Here is a 21,234-nt window from a genome sequence, read left to right as displayed (position 1 = left end):
GACATGGAGGGGTTCGTTGCGATCGTGGCGATCTTCATCGCCCTGCCGTGGATCATTTTTCACTACATCACCAAGTGGAAGACCGCAGCCACGATAACCACGGATGACGAGGCGCTGCTGGAGGAACTCTATCAGCTCGCCCGCAGGCTGGACGAGCGGATGGACACGGTGGAGCGCCTTGTGGCTGCGGATAATCCCGATTTCCGCCCTGCCCGCATCCTGCCCGACCTTGATGCCGACAATCAGAAGCTGCGCGACCTGGAACGCATGCTTGCCGAAAAGGAACTGAAGAAATGAATAGCCCCCGCACCACGCTTTACCGCGATACGCAGAACGGGAAGGTCTTCGGGGTCTGCGCAGGAATTGCGGATTACACCGGGATCGACGTCCTGTGGGTTCGCATCGGCCTGATCGTATCGTTCTTCACGCCGATGTCCGGCTTTACCGTGCCCGGCTACATTATCGCCGGCTTCCTGCTGAAGAAGAAGCCGCAGAACCTGTATGTCGACAAGGACGAGCAGCAATATTGGCAGGGCGTGCGCCAGTCGCCCAAGCGCACCGCGCGCGAAATCCGCGCCCGCTTCCGCGACATCGACCGGCGCCTGGCCGAGGTAGAGAGCTATTACGTCTCCAGCAATCCGCGCCTTTCGGCTGAGATCGAGCGGCTGCGCTGAGGCGCGACACACTTAAGGGGAAATGGGATGGACGCGGGAAACCTTGCACTGCTGATACCGATCCTGGGCATGTCGATCCCGATCATCGCCATCTGGACCCGTCATCGGCAAAAAATCGCTGAAATGGAAATTCACGCCACGGCCGAACTGAGCGCCGAAAAGGCCGCGCAATATGCCAGCCATGTGAAGGAGCTGGAACAGCGCGTGCGGGTGCTCGAACGCATCGTGACCGACAAGGGATATGACGTGGCCAGCCAGATCGAAGCCCTGCGCGACACGCGCGCGGTGGAGATGGCGAACGGCGACCGCGAGAAGCAGGGAATTTGAGTATGGGCGACGGATTTCAGAGCTTCCTGCCCTATATGGGCTGGATCGTGGGTGGCGCCTTCGTGGTCAGCATCGCCGGCATCATGGGCTGGATTCACACCACCAAGCTGCGCATCCAGCATGGTTATCCGCTTGAGGGAATGTGGGGCCAGTCGCTCAAGCCGGACCTCAATTCCGAAGGAATGCAGCGCGTGCGCCTGCTGACCCAGGAAAATGCCGCGCTGCGGGCTGAACTGGCATCGGTGAAGGATCGCCTGGCCGTGGTGGAACGGATCGTGACGGACAGGGGTTTCGATGTGGCCAGCCAGATCGAAAGCCTGCGAGAGCCCGAAAGTGCCGCGGCCCGATAAGGGATGCGCGAATGCCGTGAACTGACGGCACGAGGAGGAGAGTTCCTGCAATGCAATATGGCGCAGAATTCGTACTTGCGATCATCGCCATGGCCATGATCGCCCGGGTGATCAAATCCGCCATTCGTGCCCGGCATGGCTTGCCGGACCATGACGGGCCCTTCGGCCATCATGCCGGTCGCGGCCCTGGCCGACGCGATTCGCAGAACAGCGAAGTCGAAACGCTCAAGGCCGAGAATGCCCGGTTGCTCGACCGTCTTGAAGCCTCGGAAGATCGCCTCGCCGTACTCGAACGCATCGTGACCGATCGCAGCTATAATCTCGCGAACGAAATCGAGGCCCTGCGCGATCAGGATGCCAAGGTCGTGCGGGACCAGCGCGAGAAGCAAGGAGACGCCCGATGATGAGCCAGATCCTGAGTGACGATTTGCTGATCGCCTGCATCGCTTTGCTTGGCCTCCTGATCCTGTCGAGCGCAGCCTTGCGCGGCTGGCAGAGCTGGCTGGCGCTGAAAGGCAAGGAACTGGAAGCCCACCGCCCCCGTCCCGAAATCGAGGGCCGGGCCAGCGAAGGGGCGGCCCGGATCGAACTGGCGGATCTCAAGGAACGCATCCGCAAGCTGGAAGCCATCGCTTCAGGGGTGGACCTGTAGGCCAGTATTGCTAGAGGCGCGGCTATGCGCAGCCTCGACGACATCCGCGAAGAATACGAGTTCCTTGAAGGGGACGAACGCTATCGCCTGCTGATCGAACTCGGTCGCGAGCTTGAGGATATGCCCGATGCCCTCAAGACCGATGCCACGCTGGTACGCGGCTGCTCGGCCAAGGTTTGGGTCTATCCCACGCAGGCAAGCGACAGGTTGCACTTTCTGGCGGACAGCAACGCGGCCATCACCAAGGGCATCGTTGCCCTGGTATTGAGCGCGGTGCAGGACAAGCCCGCAGCGGAAATCGCCACGATGGACATCACCGCCGCACTGGAACCGTTCGACCTCAGGAAGCAGCTCAGTTCCAACCGCACTCAGGGCGTACCCAACATGATCGCGCTGGTGAAAGAGCACGCAGCAAGACTTGCCGATCTGTGATACAGCTCGGTCCATATACCCGATCCCACATAGGAATATTTCAATGAAGGGTTTCAAGAACCCCAGTTTTCAGGACCGTGCATCTGCCTCGGCCCTCGCAAAAGCCCGCGCCCTCGAAAAGATGAAGGCCGCCCCGAAGCCTACTGCGGAAGAAATCGCAGAACTCAACGCCCGCAGGCTGGAACAGGAAGCCCGGCAGGAAGCCAAGCGCGCTGCTGCTCGGGCCGCAAAGGAAGAACAGGCGCAGAAGGAAGAAGCGGAACGGCTTGCCAAACTGGCCGCCATTCCGACTGAAGCGGAACGCAAGGCTGCACGCGATGCGCGTTACGCGGCCCGCAAGAAACGCAAATCCTGATCAGGCGCCTTCCGCCTCGCGGACCACGGCAATCCCCGCTTCCCGCTGGCGCTTCAGCTCTGCCTTGAGTGCCGCCGGGTCGCGGGCGATCACAAAGCCGAAACTGACCCCGCCTTCCTTGCCGATGGTCGCATGGTGCAGATTATGCGCCTGCACCAGCCGCTTGAGATAACCGCTGCGTGGTACGTAGCGGAAATAGCGCTGGTGGACGAGGCCATCATGCACCAGCGTATAGATGATGCCGTAAACCAGAATACCCAGCCCGATCCAGGTGCCGGGCCACCAGGCATTCGCGCCCATCACCCAGGGGCTGCCTACGGCGAACATGGAAATGCTCAGCGCCGCGCCGACAATGGCATAGAGATCGTTCTTCTCCAGCAGATTGTCATGCGGTTCGTGATGGTCCCGGTGCCAGCCCCAGCCCCAGCCATGCATGATATATTTATGGCTGCCCCATGCGACGCCTTCCATGGCGGCGGCAGTGGCGATCACGATCAGAAATGGGAAAAGCGCGTTCATCGCGCCAGCTTATAGTTCAATCCCTCGGCGGGAAAAAGAACCGACGGATCTCTTCCCCGATCCGGGCCGGACGCAGCGTTTCCGCATCGACGCAGCACCAGCAGGATTGCACTTCTGCCAGCACTTCCTCCCCGCGCTCGATCACTGTGCGGTAAAAGGCGCGCGCGCCGTGAACCTGTTCCAGCACGGTCCGGGCAATTACTTCGTCTTCGAGGAAGGCAGGTTTGCGATAGGTAATCTCGTGCTTCAGCGCGACCCACAGGCGCGAGGCAGCGGTTTCAGCCGGGGCAAGCTTCTTCCAGTGAGAGAGCACGGCATCCTGCACCCAGCTGAGATAGCGGGCATTGTTCACATGCCCCATGAAATCGATATCGCTGGGCAGGATCGTGATCGGAAACTTGTAGGGAGCTGCTGACATAGCTGTAAGTTACGCAGCCATTTGCGGCGTTTCAATGACTCTCGGCCTTCAGCGCGAAGAAAGACACTTTGTTACAATTCGCCGCAATGCTGCGACCGTCCGTATCTCCACCGTTCATCTAATCAGCCCTATTTCTGAACGCACGGAATGACCCGTCAGGTTTTGAAGTAGCGAAGGATGAATGCCATGAACCGTTTCACCAAGCTGATCGCCCCTGCAATCGCAGCTTCGCTGGTGCTGGGCGCGGCTGTTCCCGCCTCTGCCGCGCCGTGGCATGGCCGCGACAACTACCGTCAGGAAATTGCCCAGCTCGATCGCCAGATCGACCGCGCACAGGAACGTCGCCTGATCTCGCACCGCGAGGCCGAGCGTCTGGAGCGCAAGGTCGACCAGGTGCAGAAGCTCCACGCGGCCTATGCCCGCAACGGCTTCACCAAGTCCGAACTGCGCATCCTCGATCAGCGGATCGACAGTGTGAAGCGCCAGATCGCGGCGGAGATCGCAGATCGGGACCGCGCGCCCCACGGCCGCCCGGGTGACCATCGCCGGTAACGGCGCCGGCAACCACCCACACCTATCAAGGCCGGGCTTGAGCCCGGCCAATTTTTCCTCCCTTGTCTTGCGGGGCTGGCGGGCTTACGTCGCGCCCCATGGCTAGCCGACCCCGCACCCTTTACGAAAAGATCTGGGACGCTCACGAAGTGGAGCGCCGTGAAGACGGCACCAGCATCCTGTTCATTGACCGCCACCTCGTTCACGAGGTGACCAGCCCGCAGGCATTCGAGGCGCTTCGCCTCAGCGGCCGCAAGGTCCGCCGTCCTGAACTGACGCTGGCGGTTCCCGACCACAATCTGCCCACCACCGCGCGTATCGACGCTGCCGGCAAGCGCATTCCCATCGCCGATGTGGAAAGCGCGCAGCAGCTCGCCGCGCTGGAGAGGAACGCACCCGAATTCGGCGTGCGCTATATCGGGCCGACCGACATCAATCAGGGCATCGTGCATGTGGTGGGGCCGGAAACCGGCTTTTCCCTGCCCGGCGCCACTATCGTCTGCGGCGATAGCCACACGTCCTGCCATGGCGGTGTGGGTGCGCTGGCCTTCGGCATCGGCACCAGCGAGGTTGAGCACGTTCTCGCCACGCAGACGTTGCTGCTCAAGCAATCCAAGACGATGGAAATCCGCGTCGAGGGCGAATTGCTGCCCGGCGTCACCGCCAAGGATCTGATCCTGCACATCATCGGCGTGATCGGCACGGCCGGCGGCACCGGCCACGTGATCGAATATCGCGGCAAGGTGTTCGAGGACATGTCGATCGAAAGCCGCCTGACGGTGTGCAACATGTCGATCGAAGGCGGCGCGCGCGCCGGCCTCGTCGCTCCGGACGAAAAGACCTTCGCCTATCTGAAGGGCCGTGAATACGCTCCCAGGGGCGAAGATTGGGAGCGGGCCGTTGCGTGGTGGTCCAGCCTGCGCACCGATGAAGGGGCCACTTTCGACAAGAGCGTGGTGATCAACGCAGCCGATGTGCAGCCTACGGTCACCTGGGGCACCAGCCCGGAAGACACCGTCGCCATTGGCGGGGTGGTTCCGGCGCCGGAAAGCTTCGCCGATCCTTCCAAGCAGAAGGCCGCGCAGGCCAGCCTGGACTATATGGGCCTCACGCCCGGCCAGAAGATGACGGACATCGAAGTCCAGAACATCTTCATCGGTTCGTGCACCAACAGCCGGATCGAGGACCTGCGCGCCGCCGCCAAGGTGCTGAAGGGCCGCAAGAAGGCCGACAACGTCAAATGGGCGATCGTCGTGCCCGGCTCGGGCCTGGTGAAGCATCAGGCCGAGGAAGAAGGTCTGGACAAGATTTTCATCGAGGCCGGCCTGGAATGGCGCGAACCCGGCTGTTCGGCCTGTCTGGGCATGAATCCCGACAAGGTGCCTGCGGGGGAGCGGTGCGCCAGCACCAGCAACCGCAATTTCGTCGGCCGGCAGGGCCCGGGTGCGCGTACGCATCTCGTCAGCCCGGCCATGGCCGCCGCTGCCGCTGTCACCGGCCGCCTTACCGACGTAAGAGAGCTGGTGGATTGACCGCTGCCGCGGCCTACCCCATCTTCGTGCCATGAGCGAAAAGACACCGAAAAGCGAAACGCCCAAGGCGAAGTCCGGCAAGTCGGGCGCGAATATGGGCATGGGCACTAAGGCTGCCATCGCCGGCGCGGCAATCGGCATAGGCTCTGCCGCCGTGGCGGCCGCCCTGCTGTTCGCCAACCGCCGCAAGCAGAAGAACGAACCTGAACAATTGCCGCCCATTCCCTCGGGCGAACCTCCGGAGACCGATTGATGGAACCCGTGCGCCAGGTTGAAGGCCGCGCCTATCCTTTCGGGATGAAGAATGTCGATACGGACATCATCATTCCCGCCCACTGGCTCAAGACGATCAGCCGCGACGGCCTTGGTCGCGGCGCCTTCGAAGCGCTGCGCAAGGATCCCGCCAATGTCTTCGACCGTGACGATGTGAAGGGTGCCCCGATCATCGTGGCGGGCGATAATTTCGGTTGCGGTTCGAGCCGCGAACATGCCGCCTGGGCCCTGCTCGACATGGGCGTGAAGGCTGTAATCGCGCCGAGCTTTTCGGATATCTTTTCCGGCAATGCCTTCAAGAACGGCATCCTCACCGTCGTGCTTCCCCAGGAAGCGATCGACCGGCTGATGGAAGTGGCGGAGACCGATCCCATCACGATCGATCTCGAAAGCCAGACCGTAACTACGCCTTTTCAGGATCGTTTCACCTTCGAGATCGATTCCTTCCGCAAGCACTGCCTGCTGGAAGGGCTCGACGAAGTGGGTCTCACGCTCGCTCGGGGCGATGCGATTTCCGCCTATGAAGCGCGCCAGGCAAAGGACATGCCCTGGTTCGCAAAGGGCACAGCCCTTGCGGCGTGAACGCGCGCCGATTTATCTGATTTCAGCTTTCTTTCGAGGGATTGTCTAGATGACCGACTTTCAGGACCGTGAGCGCGCTGAAGAGCGCAAATATGCCATGGACGAAGAAACCACCTTCCGCATTGCCGCGCGCAGCAACAAGCTGCTCGGCCTGTGGGCAGCCAGCAAGATGGGGCTGACCCCGGAAGAGACCGAAGCCTACGCCAAGTCCGTGATCCAGGCCGATTTCGAGGAAGCCGGCAATGAAGACGTGATCCGCAAGGTGCTGGGCGATCTGGTCGGCGCGGGGATCGACATTGACGAAGCCGCCGTGCGCACCGCGCTTGAGGAAAAGACGGTCGAGGCCCGCCGCCAGTTGATGGGCGAAGTCTGATCCGATGGCGATGGCGGCTGACGATATTGCGGCGCTGATCAAGGCGGCCCTGCCCGACGCGACGGTGGAGATCACCGATCTGGCGGGGGATGGCGATCATTATTCCGCCCGTGTCGTTTCGGCCACCTTCGCGGGCAAGAGCCGCGTCCAGCAGCACAAGCTGGTATACGAGGCCTTGGGTGGCCGCATGGGCGGCGCGCTCCACGCCTTGCAACTGACCACTGCCGTTCCCAACTGACGGTCAGACAAAACACAATTTTTTCGGGATTTGACCAATGTCCGACGCCAACGCACGTATTTCCGACATCGTTAATTCAAACGACGTCGTCCTGTTCATGAAGGGCACGCCGCTCTTCCCGCAATGCGGTTTTTCCAGCCGCGCGGTGGCTATCCTCGACCATCTGGGCGTCGCTTATGACAGCGTGGACGTATTGCAGGACATGGAAATCCGCCAGGGGATCAAGAGCTTCTCGGACTGGCCGACCATTCCCCAGCTCTATGTGAAGGGCGAATTCGTCGGCGGCAGCGACATCATGATGGAAATGTTCGAGGCTGGCGAATTGCAGCAGTTGATGCAGGATGCACAGGTCGCCAAGGCGGAATAAAGCGGCGGCCCCGGCCGCAATCGTCCGGGGCTTCCTTCACCTCATGCACAATTGATACAAAGCACTGCGGTCGGCAGCGCTTTCAGGCGCATTTCGCTGATATCGGCGCCACATTTGGCGCAAATCCCGTAGGTGCCCGCGTCGATCCGGCGCAAGGCATTGCGGATATCCATAATCTCAGTCCGCAAGACATCGTCCACGCCGGCCAGCGCTTCGTCATCGGCCAAGTCGATGGCCTGCTCCTCCGAATCCGCTTCGAGAGGATGGCGCAAATCCGCTTCGATTCCCTCAGCGCGCTGCTCCAGCTCCGCCAGACGCGCCGTAAGCAACGCTTTCACATCACCAAATTCATTCATTTGCCTCATCCCTTTCTGCCGGGCCTTGTTATAGGCGGGTTCTGCGTTGATTTTCACGGCACGACATTGCGCGCAATCAAACTGCGATTGAATAAGGCGTCAAGATTTCGACGTCCTTTCAGGCCAGCCTGGCGAAATGTGTCGGCCTACCTTACAACCCTTGTTCGGTTATCCAGTTGGAAACCATTATAAATGGCCCAGATTAGGGATTGTCAGAAACTGGCACGGGGATTGCTATATAAGTAGCGTACCATCTCCTGGTACCTACAGTCTTCGAGAAGAGGTGGGGCCGTTTCCTGTCCCCACAACTGGTTAGATGGCCCCGCCTCTCTCTTGAACATTCCCCCACCCACTGCCGATCCGTTCCCACTGCAGCTAAGCACATGGGGTCATGCAGAAGGCATCGGTGGCGGCGCCCGGGCCCGTTCCGGGCATCGCCAGCCGATCAGCGAGTAGGGAACTCAGCCTGCCTTCAAGCGGCGGCGGCGCCAGAAAAACAGCGCAGCCAGCCCTGCTCCGAACAGGCCGACCATGCCCGGTTCCGGCACAGCCGTTCCACCCGAGGAAGATCCACCCGAAGAGGAACCACCCGAGGTGCTGGATGAAGGCGGTTCATAATGATAGCCGCCATTATACGTCCCGACATGCATCTCGCCATCCTGGACGAGGTTGCCGAAAACCGCCGATCCCTGAATGTAATTATAGGTATGCGCGTCGGCCTTGGGGGCAAGCACCGACCCGCCGAAGGCCGTGGTCAGTGTCAGCTTCTCGGCATCCGGGAAGTTCCAGATCACGCTTTCGCCCAGATTGCTGGTGCCACCCAGGAAATTGTCATTCAGCGTGATGCTGGTGCCAGAGACATTCACGATCGCCGTATCGGCCCCGTTGAGATTGAACTGGATTTCCCCGATCGCATCCAGATCCGCAGCCGAAATGTTGAACACTGCAACACCATTGGCGTCAGGCTGGGCAGTGAAGACGCCCTTGTTTCCCTGGATCGAGAAATCGCTGTTCTTGGAAAGCGTGCTCAGATCATAGGACAGGTTGTTCATGCTGGTGGTGATCAGGCTCTTGTCCTGCTGCAGCCCCTGCGCAAACGCCGGATCGGAGGAGGAGAGCCCCGAAGTCACCGTATTCTGGTTGACGTTCGTATTGCTGATCGTGCCGCCCACCTGAACGGTCTGGGTCGCGCCGTTCAGGTTGAAGCCGCTATTGACGTTACCGCCGACAATCGCGCCCGATCCGTTGTTGAGGTTCTTCGTGCCGCCGTTCACATCGCCGACAACCGTCAGCCCCGGCGTGCCGTTGGACGAAGGGGGAATGGTCGAAATATTGTAGTTCGAGGAATTGCCCGACAGATCCCCGCCCACGAAAGTCCGCCCCTCGACTTCCGAGGAGGAAACGAGATCGCCCAGCACCACAAGGTTCCATTCCCGCAGAATATCCGTGCCGGTAGGCGTGGACGCGAAGGCGGGAACTGCGATGGCACATGTCGCCAAGGCAACGGCGAGGGTCAGTCTGGACTTGTTTGTCACGGGGGATTCTCGAAACATTTCAAAGGGGGATCTGGCCCATATCGCGATATGCCGCGTTTTATGTGATCGATTAAACACCGTTCCAAATCGGCACAGATGGCGCTGGAAAAAGTTAACGCCCGTGACGGGATCCGATTGAAGGCGAAGCAACGCTCACCCCTCCGCTGAAAATCTCAATGAAAATCGCGGGATTTGGGGATGATCCTCACATTGCGCGGGTGGCGCGCTTGAGACTGCTCCGAGGGAGACGGAATGCCCGCTGAGGCAGTATCCTGTTCCCCAAGGCGATTGAGCAATTCGGTGCGATCCACGATGCGATCGGCCATCAAGTGAAGAACGCCTTCCTCGCTCTTCTGCACCTGGCCATGCACCTCCATCAGGCGCGAGGCCATGAGCAGGCGGCGATAGCGTTCGAACATCCGCGCCCATAGCAGGATGTTCACGACCCCGGTCTCATCTTCCAGCGTGGCGAAAATGGCATTTCCCTTGCCGGGCCGCTGGCGCACCAGCACTACCCCCGCCACTTTCGCTCTGCGGCCATCGGGCACCGCAAGCAATTCCTCACTCGACAGGATCCCCTCCCCACGCAGCGTTTCGCGCAGGAAGTGCATCGGATGCTGTTTAAGCGAGAGCCGCGTGGTCTGATAATCCGCCGCCACCTCTTCCGACAGGGGCATCGCGGATAGAGATGAATCCGGCTCCGGGGCAAGTTCACGAGCGCGGGCGGCAGCGAAAAGAGGCAATTCGCCACCCCCCGGCATCCGCCGCACTTCCCATGCCGCCGGCCGGCGTTCGAGGCCAATAGAGCGGCAGGCATCGGCATCCGCCAGCAGCCGCAGCGCCCGTGCCGGGAGCCGGGAATGGCGCTCCCCAGCCCCTTTATCGCCTTCCTCTCCCTGCGATACACGCACCCGGCGGGCCAGTTCCTCAATGCTGGCAAAGGGACCATTCGCGCGACGTTCGGCTACGATAGCATCTCCCCAATCCTCCCGGAATCCGTCGATCTGGCGGAAACCCAGGCGCAGTGCGTGGCCCTTGTCGAGCCGACTGGCCGCTACATCCCAATCCCAGCGTTCATGCACCGCACCGTCGGTGGCGCCGGTTTCCAGACTATTGTTCCACTCGCTGTGATTGAGGTCCACCGCGCGCACATCCACGCCGTGCTCGCGCGCATCCCGCACGATCTGCGCGGGGGCATAGAAACCCATTGGCTGGGAATTGAGCAGCGCGGCAGCGAACACTGCCGGGTGCCTGCATTTGAGCCAGGCGGAAACATAGACCAGCAAGGCGAAGGAAATGGCGTGGCTTTCCGGGAAGCCATAACTGCCAAAGCCCCGGATCTGATTATAGCAACGCTGCGCGAAATCCCGCTGATAGCCGCGCGCGACCATTCCCCCGATCATCTTGGGCTCGAAATTATCGATCGTGCCGACGTTGCGGAAAGTCGCCATCGCGCGGCGAAGCTGGTTCGCCTCGTCAGGCGTGAAACCGGCAGCGGTAATGGCCAGCTTCATCGCCTGCTCCTGAAACAGGGGCACGCCAAAGGTATCGCCCAGAACATCATGTAATTCGTTAGGGTCATGCGGCGGAGCGGGAGAGGGAAACTCTACGGCCTCCTTGTTGGAGCGTCGCTTGAGATAGGGATGGACCATGTCCCCCTCGATCGGACCCGGTCGGACGATCGCTACCTGCACGGCAAGATCGTAGAATTTCCGCGGCTTCAGGCGTGGCAGCATATTGATCTGGGCGCGGCTCTCCACTTGGAAGACGCCGATGCTGTCGCCCTTGCAAAGCATGTCGTAAACCGGTTCTTCTTCCTGCGGCACGGTCGCGAGGGTGAGGTCACCCAGCCCGTGCTCGCGCATCATCTTGAACGCCTTGCGGATGCAGCTCAACATGCCGAGCGCCAGCACATCCACCTTCATCAGGCCCAAAGTATCGATATCGTCCTTGTCCCATTCAATGAAGGTGCGGTCCTCCATCGCGGCATTATGGATCGGCACCAGTTCATCCAGGCGGCCCTGTGTCAGCACAAAACCGCCGACATGCTGAGAAAGATGACGCGGAGCATTGAGCAATTGCTCGACGATCCAGTGCAGACGCGCGAGTTCAGGCGCGTTGGGATCGAACCCGGCATTGGCGATGCGCTGCGCCTCCATACTGCCGGCGTAGCTACCCCAGACGGTGCTGGTCAGACGCGCGGTTATGTCTTCGGAAAGGCCGAGCACCTTGCCCACCTCCCGCACCGCGCTTTTCGGGCGATAATGGATGACCGTGGCTGCGATGCCCGCACGGCTGCGGCCATAGTGTTCGTAAATGTGCTGGATCACCTCCTCGCGACGCTCATGCTCGAAATCTACGTCGATGTCGGGCGGCTCGTTACGCTCGGCCGAAACGAAGCGGGAGAACAGCAGATTGAACTTGCCCGGATCGACCGAGGTAATGCCCAGGAAATAGCAGACCGCCGAATTGGCGGCCGAGCCCCGCCCCTGACACAGGATCGGCGGATCGAGCGAGCGGGCGAACTTCACCAGTTCATAGACGGTGAGGAAATAATAGGCGTAGCGCCGCTTGCGGATCAGCCGGAATTCGGTGCGAAGCGTATTGCGGATCTTGCGCGGAATACCCTCCGGATATTTTTTCTCCGCCGCCTGCATGGTAATGTGCTTGAGCCAGGGCATAGGCTTCCATCCCTTCGGCACGGGCTCATGCGGATATTCGTAGCGTAGTTCGTCCAGCGTGAAACCGATGCGGGAAAGTATCTCGGCAGATGCCGCCACGGCCTGCGGTGCGCCCTTGAACAACCGCGCCATTTCAGCCGGTGATTTCAGGTGGCGTTCGGCATTGGCGAGCAGGCGCGTGCCGGCTTGCGCGAGCGTGACGCCTTCACGGATGCAGGTGATGACATCATGGAGCGGGCGTTGCTCGGGCGTCGCATAAAGCACATCGCAAGTGGCAAGCAAGGGAATGCCCGTGCGTGCCGACAGCCCCTGAAGGCGGGCAAGGCGGCGCTGATCGTCGCCCTGCCGCGCCATAGTGACCGCGATCCACAGCGGAGTGCGTGCGGCGAGGCGGCGCAACAGCAATTCATGGGTTTCATCGGCGATGGCTATCAGCAGCAAGTGGTCTGCATGTTCAATGAGATCGGCAAAGTAGAGCGTACAATCGCCCTTGCCCGCACGGCGATTGCCCAGCGTGAGCAATCGGGTCAGCCTCCCCCACCCCGCTCGGTTCATCGGATAAGCAACGATGTCCGGCGTGTCGTCCGTGAAGACAAGCCGCGCGCCCACGACGAGCCGGAAATCGAACGCGGCAAGCGCCTCCGGCCCAAGCTCGGCGCGAAAATCCCGTAACGCGGCATAGGCCCGCACTACGCCGGCCACTGTGTTGCGGTCAGCAATGCCGATACCCTTGTGCCCAAGCGCGATGGCCTTTGTGACCATATCGGCTGGATGCGAAGCGCCGCGCAAAAAGGAATAATTGGTCGCCGCGATCAGTTCGGCAAATGGCGGTTCGGGTTGAGCATTCATGCGAACAGCCCATGGATGTACCAGGCCGGAGTGCCCGCCTCACGCTCGTAAAGGCCATGGCGGAACAGCCAGAACCGACGGCCTCGTGCGTCTTCCACCCGGAAATAATCGCGCGTGAGCAGCGGATGCGAGGGGCGCGAGGGAAGAATGCGATCTTCCTCCTCATCGCGGCGTTTGCTCAACACGCTGGGCTCAGGGTCAGGCAGACGTTCGAGCGGCGCCCGCCACCATTCCCCCGCGATACGTTCCGGACCTTCAAAGCGCTTCACTTCATGCAGCGTGCGCCGCCAGCGAAACCGCCGGGGAGGCCCGTCAGGCACTTCCGCCAGAACTTCGACCCGCTGGGGCGGATCGAACAGATGGAGCGGCCTCAAGGGTGGCTCCCCCTGGGGCGGGATCGGCCATGGGAGAGGGTCGCCGCCTTCAGCTGCGGGCAAGGTCAAAGCCTGTTGTTCAGGAATATGCGTGTCCCGCCGGGCGAAGCGGCGGACGCGGTCGCGCCCCAAACGGGCGCTCAGCCGATCCACCAGCGCGGCTATTGCCTCCTCGCTCATCCGTCCGCCTTCAAGCGTGAACTGCGACAGGCCCAGCGGTTCGGTGGTCGGCACTGCCAATCGCACAAGATCGAAGCCGAAGCCGGGATCGAGCGGATCGGCGAGCATATCGATCCGCTCGCGAAACAGGCGCCGGGCAACCTCCGGATCGCGCGTGGGCAGCCCGGTTTCGACCATTATCTCGCGCACTGCGCCATCGCTGCGATAAAGACGCCCGACGAACCGCCGCCCGCCCTCGCGCCGTTCTTCCAGAACGCCTGCGGCTTCGCGGACGAGTTCGTCCAGCACGGTCAGAGCATCTTCAGTGCGCGCGATGGGCTCGGCAAAACATCGTTCGAAGATCAAGGCAGGAAGTGCCCGGCGCGGAGAAATGCGGCTGTCGGCATGACCGAGCAATCGGTCGAGCATCGCCACCAGTTCCGCTCCGAACCTCGCGGCGAGCGGGGCGGAAGGCCGAGCGGCGAGATCACCCAAGGTCTTCAACCCTGCGCGGCGCAGCGCAATTTCCGCCTCCTCGTCCAGTCGCAATGCGGCGATGGAAAGGCGGCGGATGGCCTGATGCTCATCGGCGGCGGGCACGGTCTGGAAACGGGCCAGCGCCTGCGCTGCTTCCGGCGTTCCGGCAAGAGCATGCCGCAAGGAACTGCCGGCAGCGATGAAGCCTTGCTCGACCTGCCGCACCAACGCCGCCTCACCGCCGGTCAGATGTGCGCAGCCCGTGATATCGAGCGTCACCCCGTCGGGCGGATCGAGTTCGACCAGAGGCGTCCAGCGGTCACAGCCATCGGCGATGCGCTCCAGCCAGAGCCGGTCGGCATGGGGATCATGCTCGATCGCGGCAAGCTCGGGGACGCGCGCCCGCCCATCGGCCAGCGTAAGGCCGGGAGCGAGGCCCAGCCGCAACGCCTGCGCATCAAGCGCCACAATGCGGATCGCGCCACCTTGCTTCTCGACAAAGGCGAGCGGCGCGTCAGCCCGCGCGGCGCCATTCGCCTTGTGCCAGCGATCCGCCGGCAGCAGGGGGAACCATAGCGCCAGATAGCGGCGCGGCGTCAAAGCAGGCCCGGTCACGATCCCATTCCAGATGCCAGCATCCGCCATCGGGACGGCCGCGCTGGCGCAGCAATTCGGCCGTGAAGGCTGGCTTGCCGGGCGCTCCGGCCTCCAGCGCCACGGAAGGGGCCGCGCTGACGCTCCAGCGGGTCTGTGCAGCACTGGGTCCGGGTTCCGCCTCTATCCGCAGCAGCAGCGGAGTGACGCCCGAAGTCTCCGCCGCCAGTGCCAGCCTTCGGCTTGCCGTCAGATCGAGCGCGCGCGGGCGGCGCCATAATTCGATCACGGCTGCTCCCACGGCGGCACAGCGCACCACGTCGACCGCCGCCCGCAACAGCGCCACCGGATCGGGCAGCACGACCAGAACCATCCGCGCCGGATCGACGCCGATCTCGTTCAATCCCGGCGCATGCAGAAAACCCTGTCGCCCCGCCGCCTCCTCGCGCAACCAGAACAAGGGCGCGTTCCCGGAACTGACCAGGCAAGCCAGCATGGCCACGAAGCCCGCCGCGCTGGCATTTTCGCCCGCTTCCGCCGCGAATACCTCGTGCAATCGCCCTCGCGCCAGCCCGCCGCCAAGCGCCGCATCGAGCCCGGCATATCCAAGAGGCACCGGAACGGAATCCTCCCTGTGCGTCCCGATCCCGGCGATTTTCCTTTGCAACGCGCATAGCGCACTCACCGATTCGACTGGATGAATGTTCTTCATATGTTCTAATCCAGCATCTGGCGAGAGAAAGTCAAGCAGCTCCCAAGCAGCTCCATGGTGGGGGCATGGTATGCCGAGGCTCTGCGACTGCCCGCGCCAGCCTGTTCTTCGGCTTCCAATTCGACATGGGCGATATTGGCAGGCGTGGTGAGCACCATGGCGGATCGCGCCGGGATAAGGATGAACTACTCCCGTGCGCCTGCCTGCCGGCGACAGGCCTTCTGGCAATTTTCCTTCCCGACCCACAAGGGCGGAAGGCTGAGAGCTCGGGAAAAGATGGCGCGCCCGGCAGGACTCGAACCTGCAACTCCAAGCTTAGAAGGCTCGTGCTCTATCCAGTTGAACTACGGGCGCGTGGAGGTGCCCATAGAACATGCGGCGCGCCGGTGGGAGTACCTTTTCAGTATCTATGCCCGGCGAACTTTTCGGGTTAGCACTTGCGCATGAACGGACAGACCAGACGCATCGACGGACAGGCAGGCGGGCGCCGGCATTTCCGCTATCTCGATTATGTGATGGCGGCCTTCGTCGCGATCCTGCTGCTGTCGAATATCATCGGCGCGTCGAAGCCCAGCTTCATCACATTGCCTGGTGGCACCGAATGGTCGTTCGGCGCCGGGGTTCTGTTTTTCCCGGTAAGTTACATCATCGGCGACGTGCTGACCGAAGTATATGGCTATGCCAACGCCCGCCGGGTGATCTGGACCGGTTTTGCCGCACTGATCTTCATGGCCTTCATGGCTGCCGTCGTCGTCGCCCTGCCTCCGGCAAGCGGCTGGCCGGGGCAGGAAGCCTATGAATTCGTATTCGGCAATAGCTGGCGAATCGTTGTCGCTTCGATGCTGGCTTTCTGGGCAGGCGAATTCGCCAACAGCTTCGTTCTTGCCAAGATGAAGCTGATCACCGGCGGCCGCTTCCTGTGGATGCGGACGATCGGTTCCACCATTGTCGGCCAGGGGCTGGACAGCCTTATCTTCTACCCGCTCGCATTCTACGGCCTTGCCGGCTGGCCGCCGGAGCAACTGATGCAGGTCGTGGTTTCGCAATGGCTGATCAAGACCTGCTGGGAAGCCGCGCTGACGCCCGTCACCTATGCGGTGGTCGGCTTCCTCAAGCGGCGCGAAGGGGTGGATGTGTATGACACGGATACGGACTTCTCGCCCTTCGCGAAGAACACGTAAGGCGCAGGGCCGCGGGGGGCGGCAAGCCCCCCGTCAGTCCGCGATGAGGCCGATGGCCAGGTAGATCACCACCGGCGCACCGAAGCCCAGCAGTGTGGTTGCGACGAAACCGATACGAACCAGCGTCGGATCGATTCCGGCAAACTCGCCGATCCCCCCGCACACGCCCATCAGCTTGGCATTCGTGCGGTCAAGGCGGAATGGGCGGACAGAAGTGCCTTCGTTACGCTCGAACGCGCTCATGCCACAATCCCCGGAACAAAGGCGCCCTGCGGCACGAAGCTGACGGCGATCAGAAGCACCGAAAGAGCGAAAGCGGACACGCCTGCGGCGATCCGGTTGGTGGTGGTGGTTTGCATGATGAACTGTTCCCTCAATCAATCCGGCGGACCATTCCGCCGATGCTCCAACCATTGCAGGAGGCGTGCCAGTTTATAAAAAGGGCGGATTTTTACGGGTTTCTTGAGGAATCACCCAGCCATTCAGCGAATTGCGCCACAGCATGATCCCATGATTTGGGAAAATTCGCCAATATTCAGCGAGGCGATTTCCGGCACTCGCATTTTCCATTGGCCTGCCTGCCCGCGCCGGTCTATCGCCGCAGCCGATGGCGCTCGACCGGATCACCCTTGCCGCCTTCCGCAACCACCGGGCCAGCACGATTGACGGCACCGGGCAGTTCAACCTGCTCGTGGGCGAAAATGGCGCGGGCAAGACGAATGTGCTGGAGGCCATCTCGCTCTTTGCCCCCGGGCGCGGCCTGAGGCGCGCCGCACTGACCGACATGGCGGCGAGCAACGGCCCCGGCGGCTTTACCGTCAGTGCCCGCCTGACCCAGCCGGATGGGGCGGAACCCGTGGCGCTGGGCACCGGCACCGAGCCTGCCCAGCCCGGCCGCCGCCTCGTCCAGATCAATGGCGCACCCGCCAGCGCGGTCAGCCTTGGTGAATGGCTGGCGCTGACCTGGCTGACACCGGCGATGGACCGCCTGTTCGCCGACAGCGCAGGCGCAAGGCGCCGCTACATAGACCGGCTGGCGCTGGCCCTCGACCCCGGCCATGCTCGCGCCGCCGCCAGGCACGAGGCCGCCCTGCGTGAACGCAATCGCCTGCTTTCCGGCCCACACGATCCCGATCCGCGCTGGCTGGACGCTGTAGAGGCGCAACTGGCGCAGGCCGGGGCCGCCCTCGCCCAGGGCCGCGCCCGCCTTGTCACCCGCCTCAGCGCCGAACTTGCCGCCCTGCCCGAAGAACCTTTCGCCCGCCCGCTCTTGGCCTATGCGCCCGGCGGCCCGCTGGAGGAAGACGCGCTGGCCGAGGCGCTGGCTGCAGGCCGCCGCCGCGACCGTGCCGCCCAGCGCACGCTGACCGGTCCCCAGCGCGACGAGCTGGAAGTGACCATGGCAGGCAAGGGCCAACCCGCTGCCCTGTGCTCCACAGGCGAACAGAAGGCGATGCTGATCGCGATCACATTGGCCCACGCCGCTCTGGCAGCGGGCGAGCGCCCCGGCCTTTTGCTGCTGGACGAAGTGGCCGCCCATCTCGACCCCCGGCGGCGCGGCGCCCTGTTCGAGCGCCTGCGCAGCGGCAAGGCCCAGATCTGGCTGACCGGCACTGAACTGGCCCCCTTCGCCGAAATCCGCGAGGAAGCCGCCTGCTGGCGCGTTACAGCAGGGGAAGTGGAGCGGGTTTAGGGCCGGGCAGAAACGCGCCCTTCTTCAGGTGCGCAGCGGATTTGCCGATCATTTTGACCGCATCATCTGCCCCCCGATCATCCTGCCTTGGGCTATGCCGCCAGTCCTGCTAGGGCGCGCCCATGCTCACAATCAATGGCATCACCGTGCGCCTCGGCGGCCGCACCATTCTCGATCGCGCCAGCGCGGCGATTCCTCCCGGTGGGCGCGTTGGCCTGATCGGACGCAATGGCGCTGGCAAATCCACCCTGATGAAAGTGATGATCGGCGCGCTGGAGGCCGATGAGGGCTCGATCGAAATGCCCCGCCGCACGCGGCTGGGTTATATCGCGCAGGAAGCTCCGGCAGGCGAGATCACGCCTGAGCAGGCCGTGCTGGCCGCCGATGTGGAGCGGGCGCAGCTGCTGGAGGAATCGGAACATTGCACCGACCCTGACCGGTTGGGCGATATCCATGACCGGCTTCTGGCCATCGATGCCTATAGCGCCCCTTCCCGTGCGGCGCGCATTCTTACCGGCCTTGGCTTCGACGAGGAGATGCAGGGCCGCCCACTGGACAGTTTTTCGGGTGGGTGGAAGATGCGCGTGGCGCTGGCCGCGCTGCTGTTCTCCCAGCCCGACGTGCTGCTGCTGGACGAGCCTTCCAACCACCTGGATCTGGAAGCGACGCTGTGGCTGGAGAATTTCCTCAAATCCTACCCCGCAACGCTGGTGGTGATCAGCCATGAGCGCGATTTGCTGAACAATGTGGTGGACCACATCCTGCACCTGCAGGGCGGCAAGATCACGCTCTATCCCGGCGGCTATGACAGTTTCGAACGGCAGCGGGCCGAACGGGCCGCGCAGTTGGCCGCAGCCAAGGCCGCCCAGGATGCGCAGCGGGCGCGGCTTCAGGATTACGTCGCACGCAACAGCGCCCGCGCCTCCACCGCCAAGCAGGCCCAGTCCCGCGCAAAGATGCTGGCCAAGATGCAGCCCATCGCCGCGCTGATGGAAGACCCCTCGCTCACCTTCGATTTCCCCGATCCCACCGAATTGCGCCCGCCGCTGATTTCGCTGGACCTCGCCTCGGTCGGTTATTCGGAGGAAAAGCCCGTGTTGCGGCGTCTCAACCTGCGGATCGACCCGGATGACCGGATCGCGCTGCTGGGCCGCAACGGCAACGGCAAGACCACGCTGGCCCGCCTGCTGGCCGCGCAGCTCGCCCCGATGGAAGGCTCCATGCACGCCTCGGGCAAGATGAAGGTCGGCTATTTCACGCAATATCAGGTGGAGGAACTGGCGACCGACGCCACGCCGCTAGAGCATATGACTCGCGCGATGGAGGGCCAGTCCCCCGGCGCGGTGCGCGCGCAGCTGGGCCGTTTCGGCTTTTCCGGCAATCGCGCCACCACTCAGGTAGGGCAATTGTCGGGCGGGGAACGCGCCCGGCTGGCTTTGGCGCTGATCACACGCGATGCCCCGCATCTGCTGATCCTGGACGAGCCGACCAACCACCTCGACGTCGATGCACGCGAGGCGCTGGTGCAGGCGCTGAACGATTATTCCGGCGCGGTGATCCTGATCAGCCACGATCGCCATATGGTAGAGCTGACGGCGGACCGGCTGGTGCTGGTGGATGGCGGCTTGGCGAAGGATTATTCCGGCAGCATGGAGGATTACATCGACTTCGTGCTGGGCCGGAACCAGCCGAAGAAGGACAGCGCCACCAAGCCGGGGAAATCCGGGGCCAAGCCATCCGGCAAATCGCAGGCGCAGGCGCGCTATTTCAAGTCGGAGCTTGGCCGGGTGGAGAAATCCATCGCGAAGCTGCAGGCGCAATGCACCGAGATCGACCGGGCAATGTATGAACCTGCCAATGCCTCCGCCCAACTGGCGAGCAAGCCCATGGGCGAGTTGCTCTCCCAAAGGGCGAAAGTGGCGGCTGAGCTGGAAATGCTGGAAGCGGAATGGCTCGCGCTGGGTGAAAAGCTGGAGAACGCCTAGCCGCCCGGAACAAAAAGGGCCCCGCCGCGAGTACATAGGTAAGCGGCGAGGCCCTTCAACCGGCCCAAGGGGATCAGGCCGGCAGAGGAAAGATCAGAAAGCGAATTTGGCCCTTACGCGCACCGGCACGGACAGGCGTGAACCGTAATCGTTGATCGACGACAGGCCGAGCCCGCCCAGTGCGCTATCATCGCCACCCGCGCCATCGGTGTAATGCAGGCCCACTTCGGGCTGCAGGAAGAAGCCTTCGCTCATCTTGATCGAAAGGCCCAGATCCGCACCTGCCGAAAATGCCCAGGAGGATTTGGAAAAGGGCGTGTCGGTAAGGGTGATGCCCGCATCGGGCACAGTGAAAGTGGAGGAAATCTCTGACACACGTGTCGCACCGACCCGGCCCGCCAGATAGGGCGAAATGCTGCTTTCAGGCATCAGATATTGCCGGAAACCGAGTTCCAGCGACAGCGCCTTGTAGTCCGAAAAATCGCCGAACACCGGCAGGCTGGCATTCACGGGCGCGCCGGCCACGGCCTGGCCGACATTGATCTTGTTGCCCTTCGCTTCGAGATAGCGGACTGATCCGAACAGTTCCGAACTGTTGCTCAGGCCATAGGCCAGTTCCGCACCGATGCCCCAGGCATCGTCATAGACATCCTGCTGGCTACGCTCCCCGATCTGGAGCTGCGCGGGGATTCCATTGAGCGCCGGGTTGAGAATGCCGAGATCGGCGATGGAAACGTTCTCGCCCCCATGCATCGTGCCATCCACGGCGAAATCCATCCCGCCATCAATCCCGAGCGAGAACTGGCCCGAGCTGGTATGAGCCATCGCAGGCGATGCGGTCGCCACTGCTGCAGCACCGGCAACCGCGGCAAGCGAATATTTAAGCAAAGCCATGATCTTTCTCTCTCTTTTCGACTTGTTGCAAAAAGCTAGTGAAAGATAGACTGGCAGCCCGGCCGTTCGACCTGTCCTTTGGGACATCCCTCTGCCCTTT

General features: G+C 62.5%; 27 protein-coding genes and 1 tRNA gene. 18 read left to right on the top strand and 10 right to left on the bottom strand.

All coding sequences use genetic code 11. The features are described from left to right. The first annotated feature begins 3 nt into the window (after positions 1-3). The 8 genes from pspB to H0274_RS13915 are packed head-to-tail and all read left to right on the top strand — an operon-like array spanning position 4 to position 2,790. Positions 4-297, top strand: coding sequence for an envelope stress response membrane protein PspB (gene pspB, locus H0274_RS13950; RefSeq protein ID WP_226796096.1), 294 nt, complete (start codon positions 4-6; stop codon positions 295-297). Further along, positions 294-674: an envelope stress response membrane protein PspC gene (gene pspC / locus H0274_RS13945; RefSeq protein WP_226796095.1), complete on the top strand. Its 381-nt coding sequence runs from the start codon at positions 294-296 to the stop codon at positions 672-674. The genes pspB and pspC overlap by 4 nt, the downstream gene beginning before the upstream one ends. A gap of 27 nt (positions 675-701) precedes the next feature. After that, a complete protein-coding gene (locus H0274_RS13940; RefSeq protein ID WP_226796094.1) occupies positions 702-1,001 on the top strand; it encodes a hypothetical protein in 300 nt (99 codons plus the stop codon). A 2-nt stretch (positions 1,002-1,003) separates the two neighbouring features. Further along, positions 1,004-1,351 carry a hypothetical protein gene (locus H0274_RS13935; protein WP_226796093.1) on the top strand — a complete coding sequence of 116 codons (348 nt, stop codon included), beginning with the start codon at positions 1,004-1,006 and terminating at the stop codon, positions 1,349-1,351. 50 nt (positions 1,352-1,401) lie between these two features. Continuing rightward, entirely contained in the window at positions 1,402-1,755 is a 354-nt protein-coding gene (locus H0274_RS13930; RefSeq protein WP_226796092.1) for a hypothetical protein, read from the top strand. Next, a complete protein-coding gene (locus H0274_RS13925) occupies positions 1,752-2,003 on the top strand; it encodes a hypothetical protein (RefSeq protein WP_226796091.1) in 252 nt (83 codons plus the stop codon). The genes H0274_RS13930 and H0274_RS13925 overlap by 4 nt, the downstream gene beginning before the upstream one ends. A gap of 24 nt (positions 2,004-2,027) precedes the next feature. Further along, positions 2,028-2,435, top strand: a complete 408-nt coding sequence (locus H0274_RS13920; protein ID WP_226796090.1) for a SufE family protein — start codon at positions 2,028-2,030, stop codon at positions 2,433-2,435. Between the two features lie 43 nt (positions 2,436-2,478). Further along, a complete protein-coding gene (locus H0274_RS13915) occupies positions 2,479-2,790 on the top strand; it encodes a DUF6481 family protein (RefSeq protein WP_226796089.1) in 312 nt (103 codons plus the stop codon). On the opposite strand, the gene H0274_RS13910 is transcribed toward H0274_RS13915, so the two are convergent. Then, positions 2,791-3,309, bottom strand: a complete 519-nt coding sequence (locus tag H0274_RS13910) for a sterol desaturase family protein (protein ID WP_226796088.1) — start codon at positions 3,307-3,309, stop codon at positions 2,791-2,793. A 16-nt stretch (positions 3,310-3,325) separates the two neighbouring features. Further along, the gene (locus tag H0274_RS13905; protein ID WP_226796087.1) at positions 3,326-3,727 is read right to left on the bottom strand and encodes an acyl-CoA thioesterase; all 402 of its coding nucleotides are present in this window, start codon (positions 3,725-3,727) and stop codon (positions 3,326-3,328) included. Positions 3,728-3,913: 186 nt separating this feature from the next. On the opposite strand from H0274_RS13905, the gene H0274_RS13900 reads away from it, so the two are divergent. The 7 genes from H0274_RS13900 (at position 3,914) to grxD (ending at position 7,644) form a co-directional block, all read left to right on the top strand. After that, positions 3,914-4,279 (top strand): hypothetical protein, encoded by a 366-nt coding sequence (locus tag H0274_RS13900; protein ID WP_226796086.1) that lies wholly within the window; start codon positions 3,914-3,916, stop codon positions 4,277-4,279. Positions 4,280-4,377: 98 nt separating this feature from the next. After that, positions 4,378-5,811, top strand: coding sequence for a 3-isopropylmalate dehydratase large subunit (gene leuC, locus H0274_RS13895; RefSeq protein WP_226796085.1), 1,434 nt, complete (start codon positions 4,378-4,380; stop codon positions 5,809-5,811). A gap of 31 nt (positions 5,812-5,842) precedes the next feature. After that, the gene (locus tag H0274_RS13890; protein ID WP_319018278.1) at positions 5,843-6,064 is read left to right on the top strand and encodes a hypothetical protein; all 222 of its coding nucleotides are present in this window, start codon (positions 5,843-5,845) and stop codon (positions 6,062-6,064) included. Further along, a complete protein-coding gene (leuD, locus tag H0274_RS13885) occupies positions 6,064-6,666 on the top strand; it encodes a 3-isopropylmalate dehydratase small subunit (RefSeq protein WP_226796084.1) in 603 nt (200 codons plus the stop codon). The genes H0274_RS13890 and leuD overlap by 1 nt, the downstream gene beginning before the upstream one ends. 49 nt (positions 6,667-6,715) lie before the next feature. Then, a complete protein-coding gene (locus tag H0274_RS13880; protein WP_226796083.1) occupies positions 6,716-7,039 on the top strand; it encodes a DUF1476 domain-containing protein in 324 nt (107 codons plus the stop codon). Between the two features lie 4 nt (positions 7,040-7,043). Continuing rightward, a complete protein-coding gene (locus H0274_RS13875) occupies positions 7,044-7,277 on the top strand; it encodes a BolA/IbaG family iron-sulfur metabolism protein (RefSeq protein ID WP_226796082.1) in 234 nt (77 codons plus the stop codon). 37 nt (positions 7,278-7,314) lie between these two features. Then, positions 7,315-7,644, top strand: coding sequence for a Grx4 family monothiol glutaredoxin (grxD, locus tag H0274_RS13870; protein WP_226796081.1), 330 nt, complete (start codon positions 7,315-7,317; stop codon positions 7,642-7,644). A 41-nt stretch (positions 7,645-7,685) separates the two neighbouring features. Here grxD and H0274_RS13865 read toward each other — a convergent pair whose 3' ends face one another. The 6 genes from H0274_RS13865 to H0274_RS13840 form a co-directional block, all read right to left on the bottom strand. Then, positions 7,686-8,057: a TraR/DksA family transcriptional regulator gene (locus H0274_RS13865; RefSeq protein ID WP_226796080.1), complete on the bottom strand. Its 372-nt coding sequence runs from the start codon at positions 8,055-8,057 to the stop codon at positions 7,686-7,688. A gap of 404 nt (positions 8,058-8,461) precedes the next feature. Further along, complete coding sequence (locus H0274_RS13860; protein ID WP_226796079.1) at positions 8,462-9,535, bottom strand: choice-of-anchor A family protein; 1,074 nt, start codon at positions 9,533-9,535, stop codon at positions 8,462-8,464. A gap of 173 nt (positions 9,536-9,708) precedes the next feature. Further along, positions 9,709-13,065, bottom strand: coding sequence for an error-prone DNA polymerase (locus tag H0274_RS13855; RefSeq protein ID WP_226796078.1), 3,357 nt, complete (start codon positions 13,063-13,065; stop codon positions 9,709-9,711). Next, entirely contained in the window at positions 13,062-14,690 is a 1,629-nt protein-coding gene (locus H0274_RS13850) for a Y-family DNA polymerase (RefSeq protein WP_226796077.1), read from the bottom strand. The genes H0274_RS13855 and H0274_RS13850 overlap by 4 nt, the downstream gene beginning before the upstream one ends. Continuing rightward, complete coding sequence (locus tag H0274_RS13845; RefSeq protein ID WP_226796076.1) at positions 14,590-15,381, bottom strand: ImuA family protein; 792 nt, start codon at positions 15,379-15,381, stop codon at positions 14,590-14,592. Before H0274_RS13845 ends, H0274_RS13850 begins: the two co-directional genes overlap by 101 nt. A gap of 277 nt (positions 15,382-15,658) precedes the next feature. Continuing rightward, positions 15,659-15,735: transfer RNA gene (locus H0274_RS13840), tRNA-Arg, on the bottom strand. Positions 15,736-15,824: 89 nt separating this feature from the next. Here H0274_RS13840 and H0274_RS13835 point away from each other — a divergent pair. After that, on the top strand, positions 15,825-16,562 hold the full coding sequence (locus H0274_RS13835; protein ID WP_226796075.1) for a queuosine precursor transporter: 738 nt from the start codon (positions 15,825-15,827) through the stop codon (positions 16,560-16,562). 33 nt (positions 16,563-16,595) lie between these two features. Here the strand turns inward: H0274_RS13835 and H0274_RS13830 are convergent, their stop codons facing one another. Further along, the gene (locus tag H0274_RS13830) at positions 16,596-16,805 is read right to left on the bottom strand and encodes a PspC domain-containing protein (protein ID WP_226796074.1); all 210 of its coding nucleotides are present in this window, start codon (positions 16,803-16,805) and stop codon (positions 16,596-16,598) included. 364 nt (positions 16,806-17,169) lie between these two features. Between H0274_RS13830 and recF the strand changes: the two genes are divergently transcribed. Together recF and H0274_RS13820 are read left to right on the top strand one after the other, a co-directional pair. Next, positions 17,170-18,255, top strand: coding sequence for a DNA replication/repair protein RecF (gene recF / locus H0274_RS13825; protein WP_226796073.1), 1,086 nt, complete (start codon positions 17,170-17,172; stop codon positions 18,253-18,255). A 122-nt stretch (positions 18,256-18,377) separates the two neighbouring features. Beyond that, positions 18,378-20,240, top strand: a complete 1,863-nt coding sequence (locus tag H0274_RS13820; protein ID WP_226796072.1) for an ABC-F family ATP-binding cassette domain-containing protein — start codon at positions 18,378-18,380, stop codon at positions 20,238-20,240. 93 nt (positions 20,241-20,333) lie between these two features. On the opposite strand, the gene H0274_RS13815 is transcribed toward H0274_RS13820, so the two are convergent. Then, on the bottom strand, positions 20,334-21,134 hold the full coding sequence (locus H0274_RS13815) for a hypothetical protein (protein WP_226796071.1): 801 nt from the start codon (positions 21,132-21,134) through the stop codon (positions 20,334-20,336). Positions 21,135-21,234 lie beyond the last annotated feature (100 nt).

The organism is Fulverythrobacter ferritrahens (genome assembly GCF_020539485.1).
GTDB classification, from domain to species: domain Bacteria; phylum Pseudomonadota; class Alphaproteobacteria; order Sphingomonadales; family Sphingomonadaceae; genus Andeanibacterium; species Andeanibacterium ferritrahens.
The sequence above is the reverse complement of the archived record's forward strand: the minus strand, read 5'-3'. Positions and strand labels throughout refer to the sequence as shown.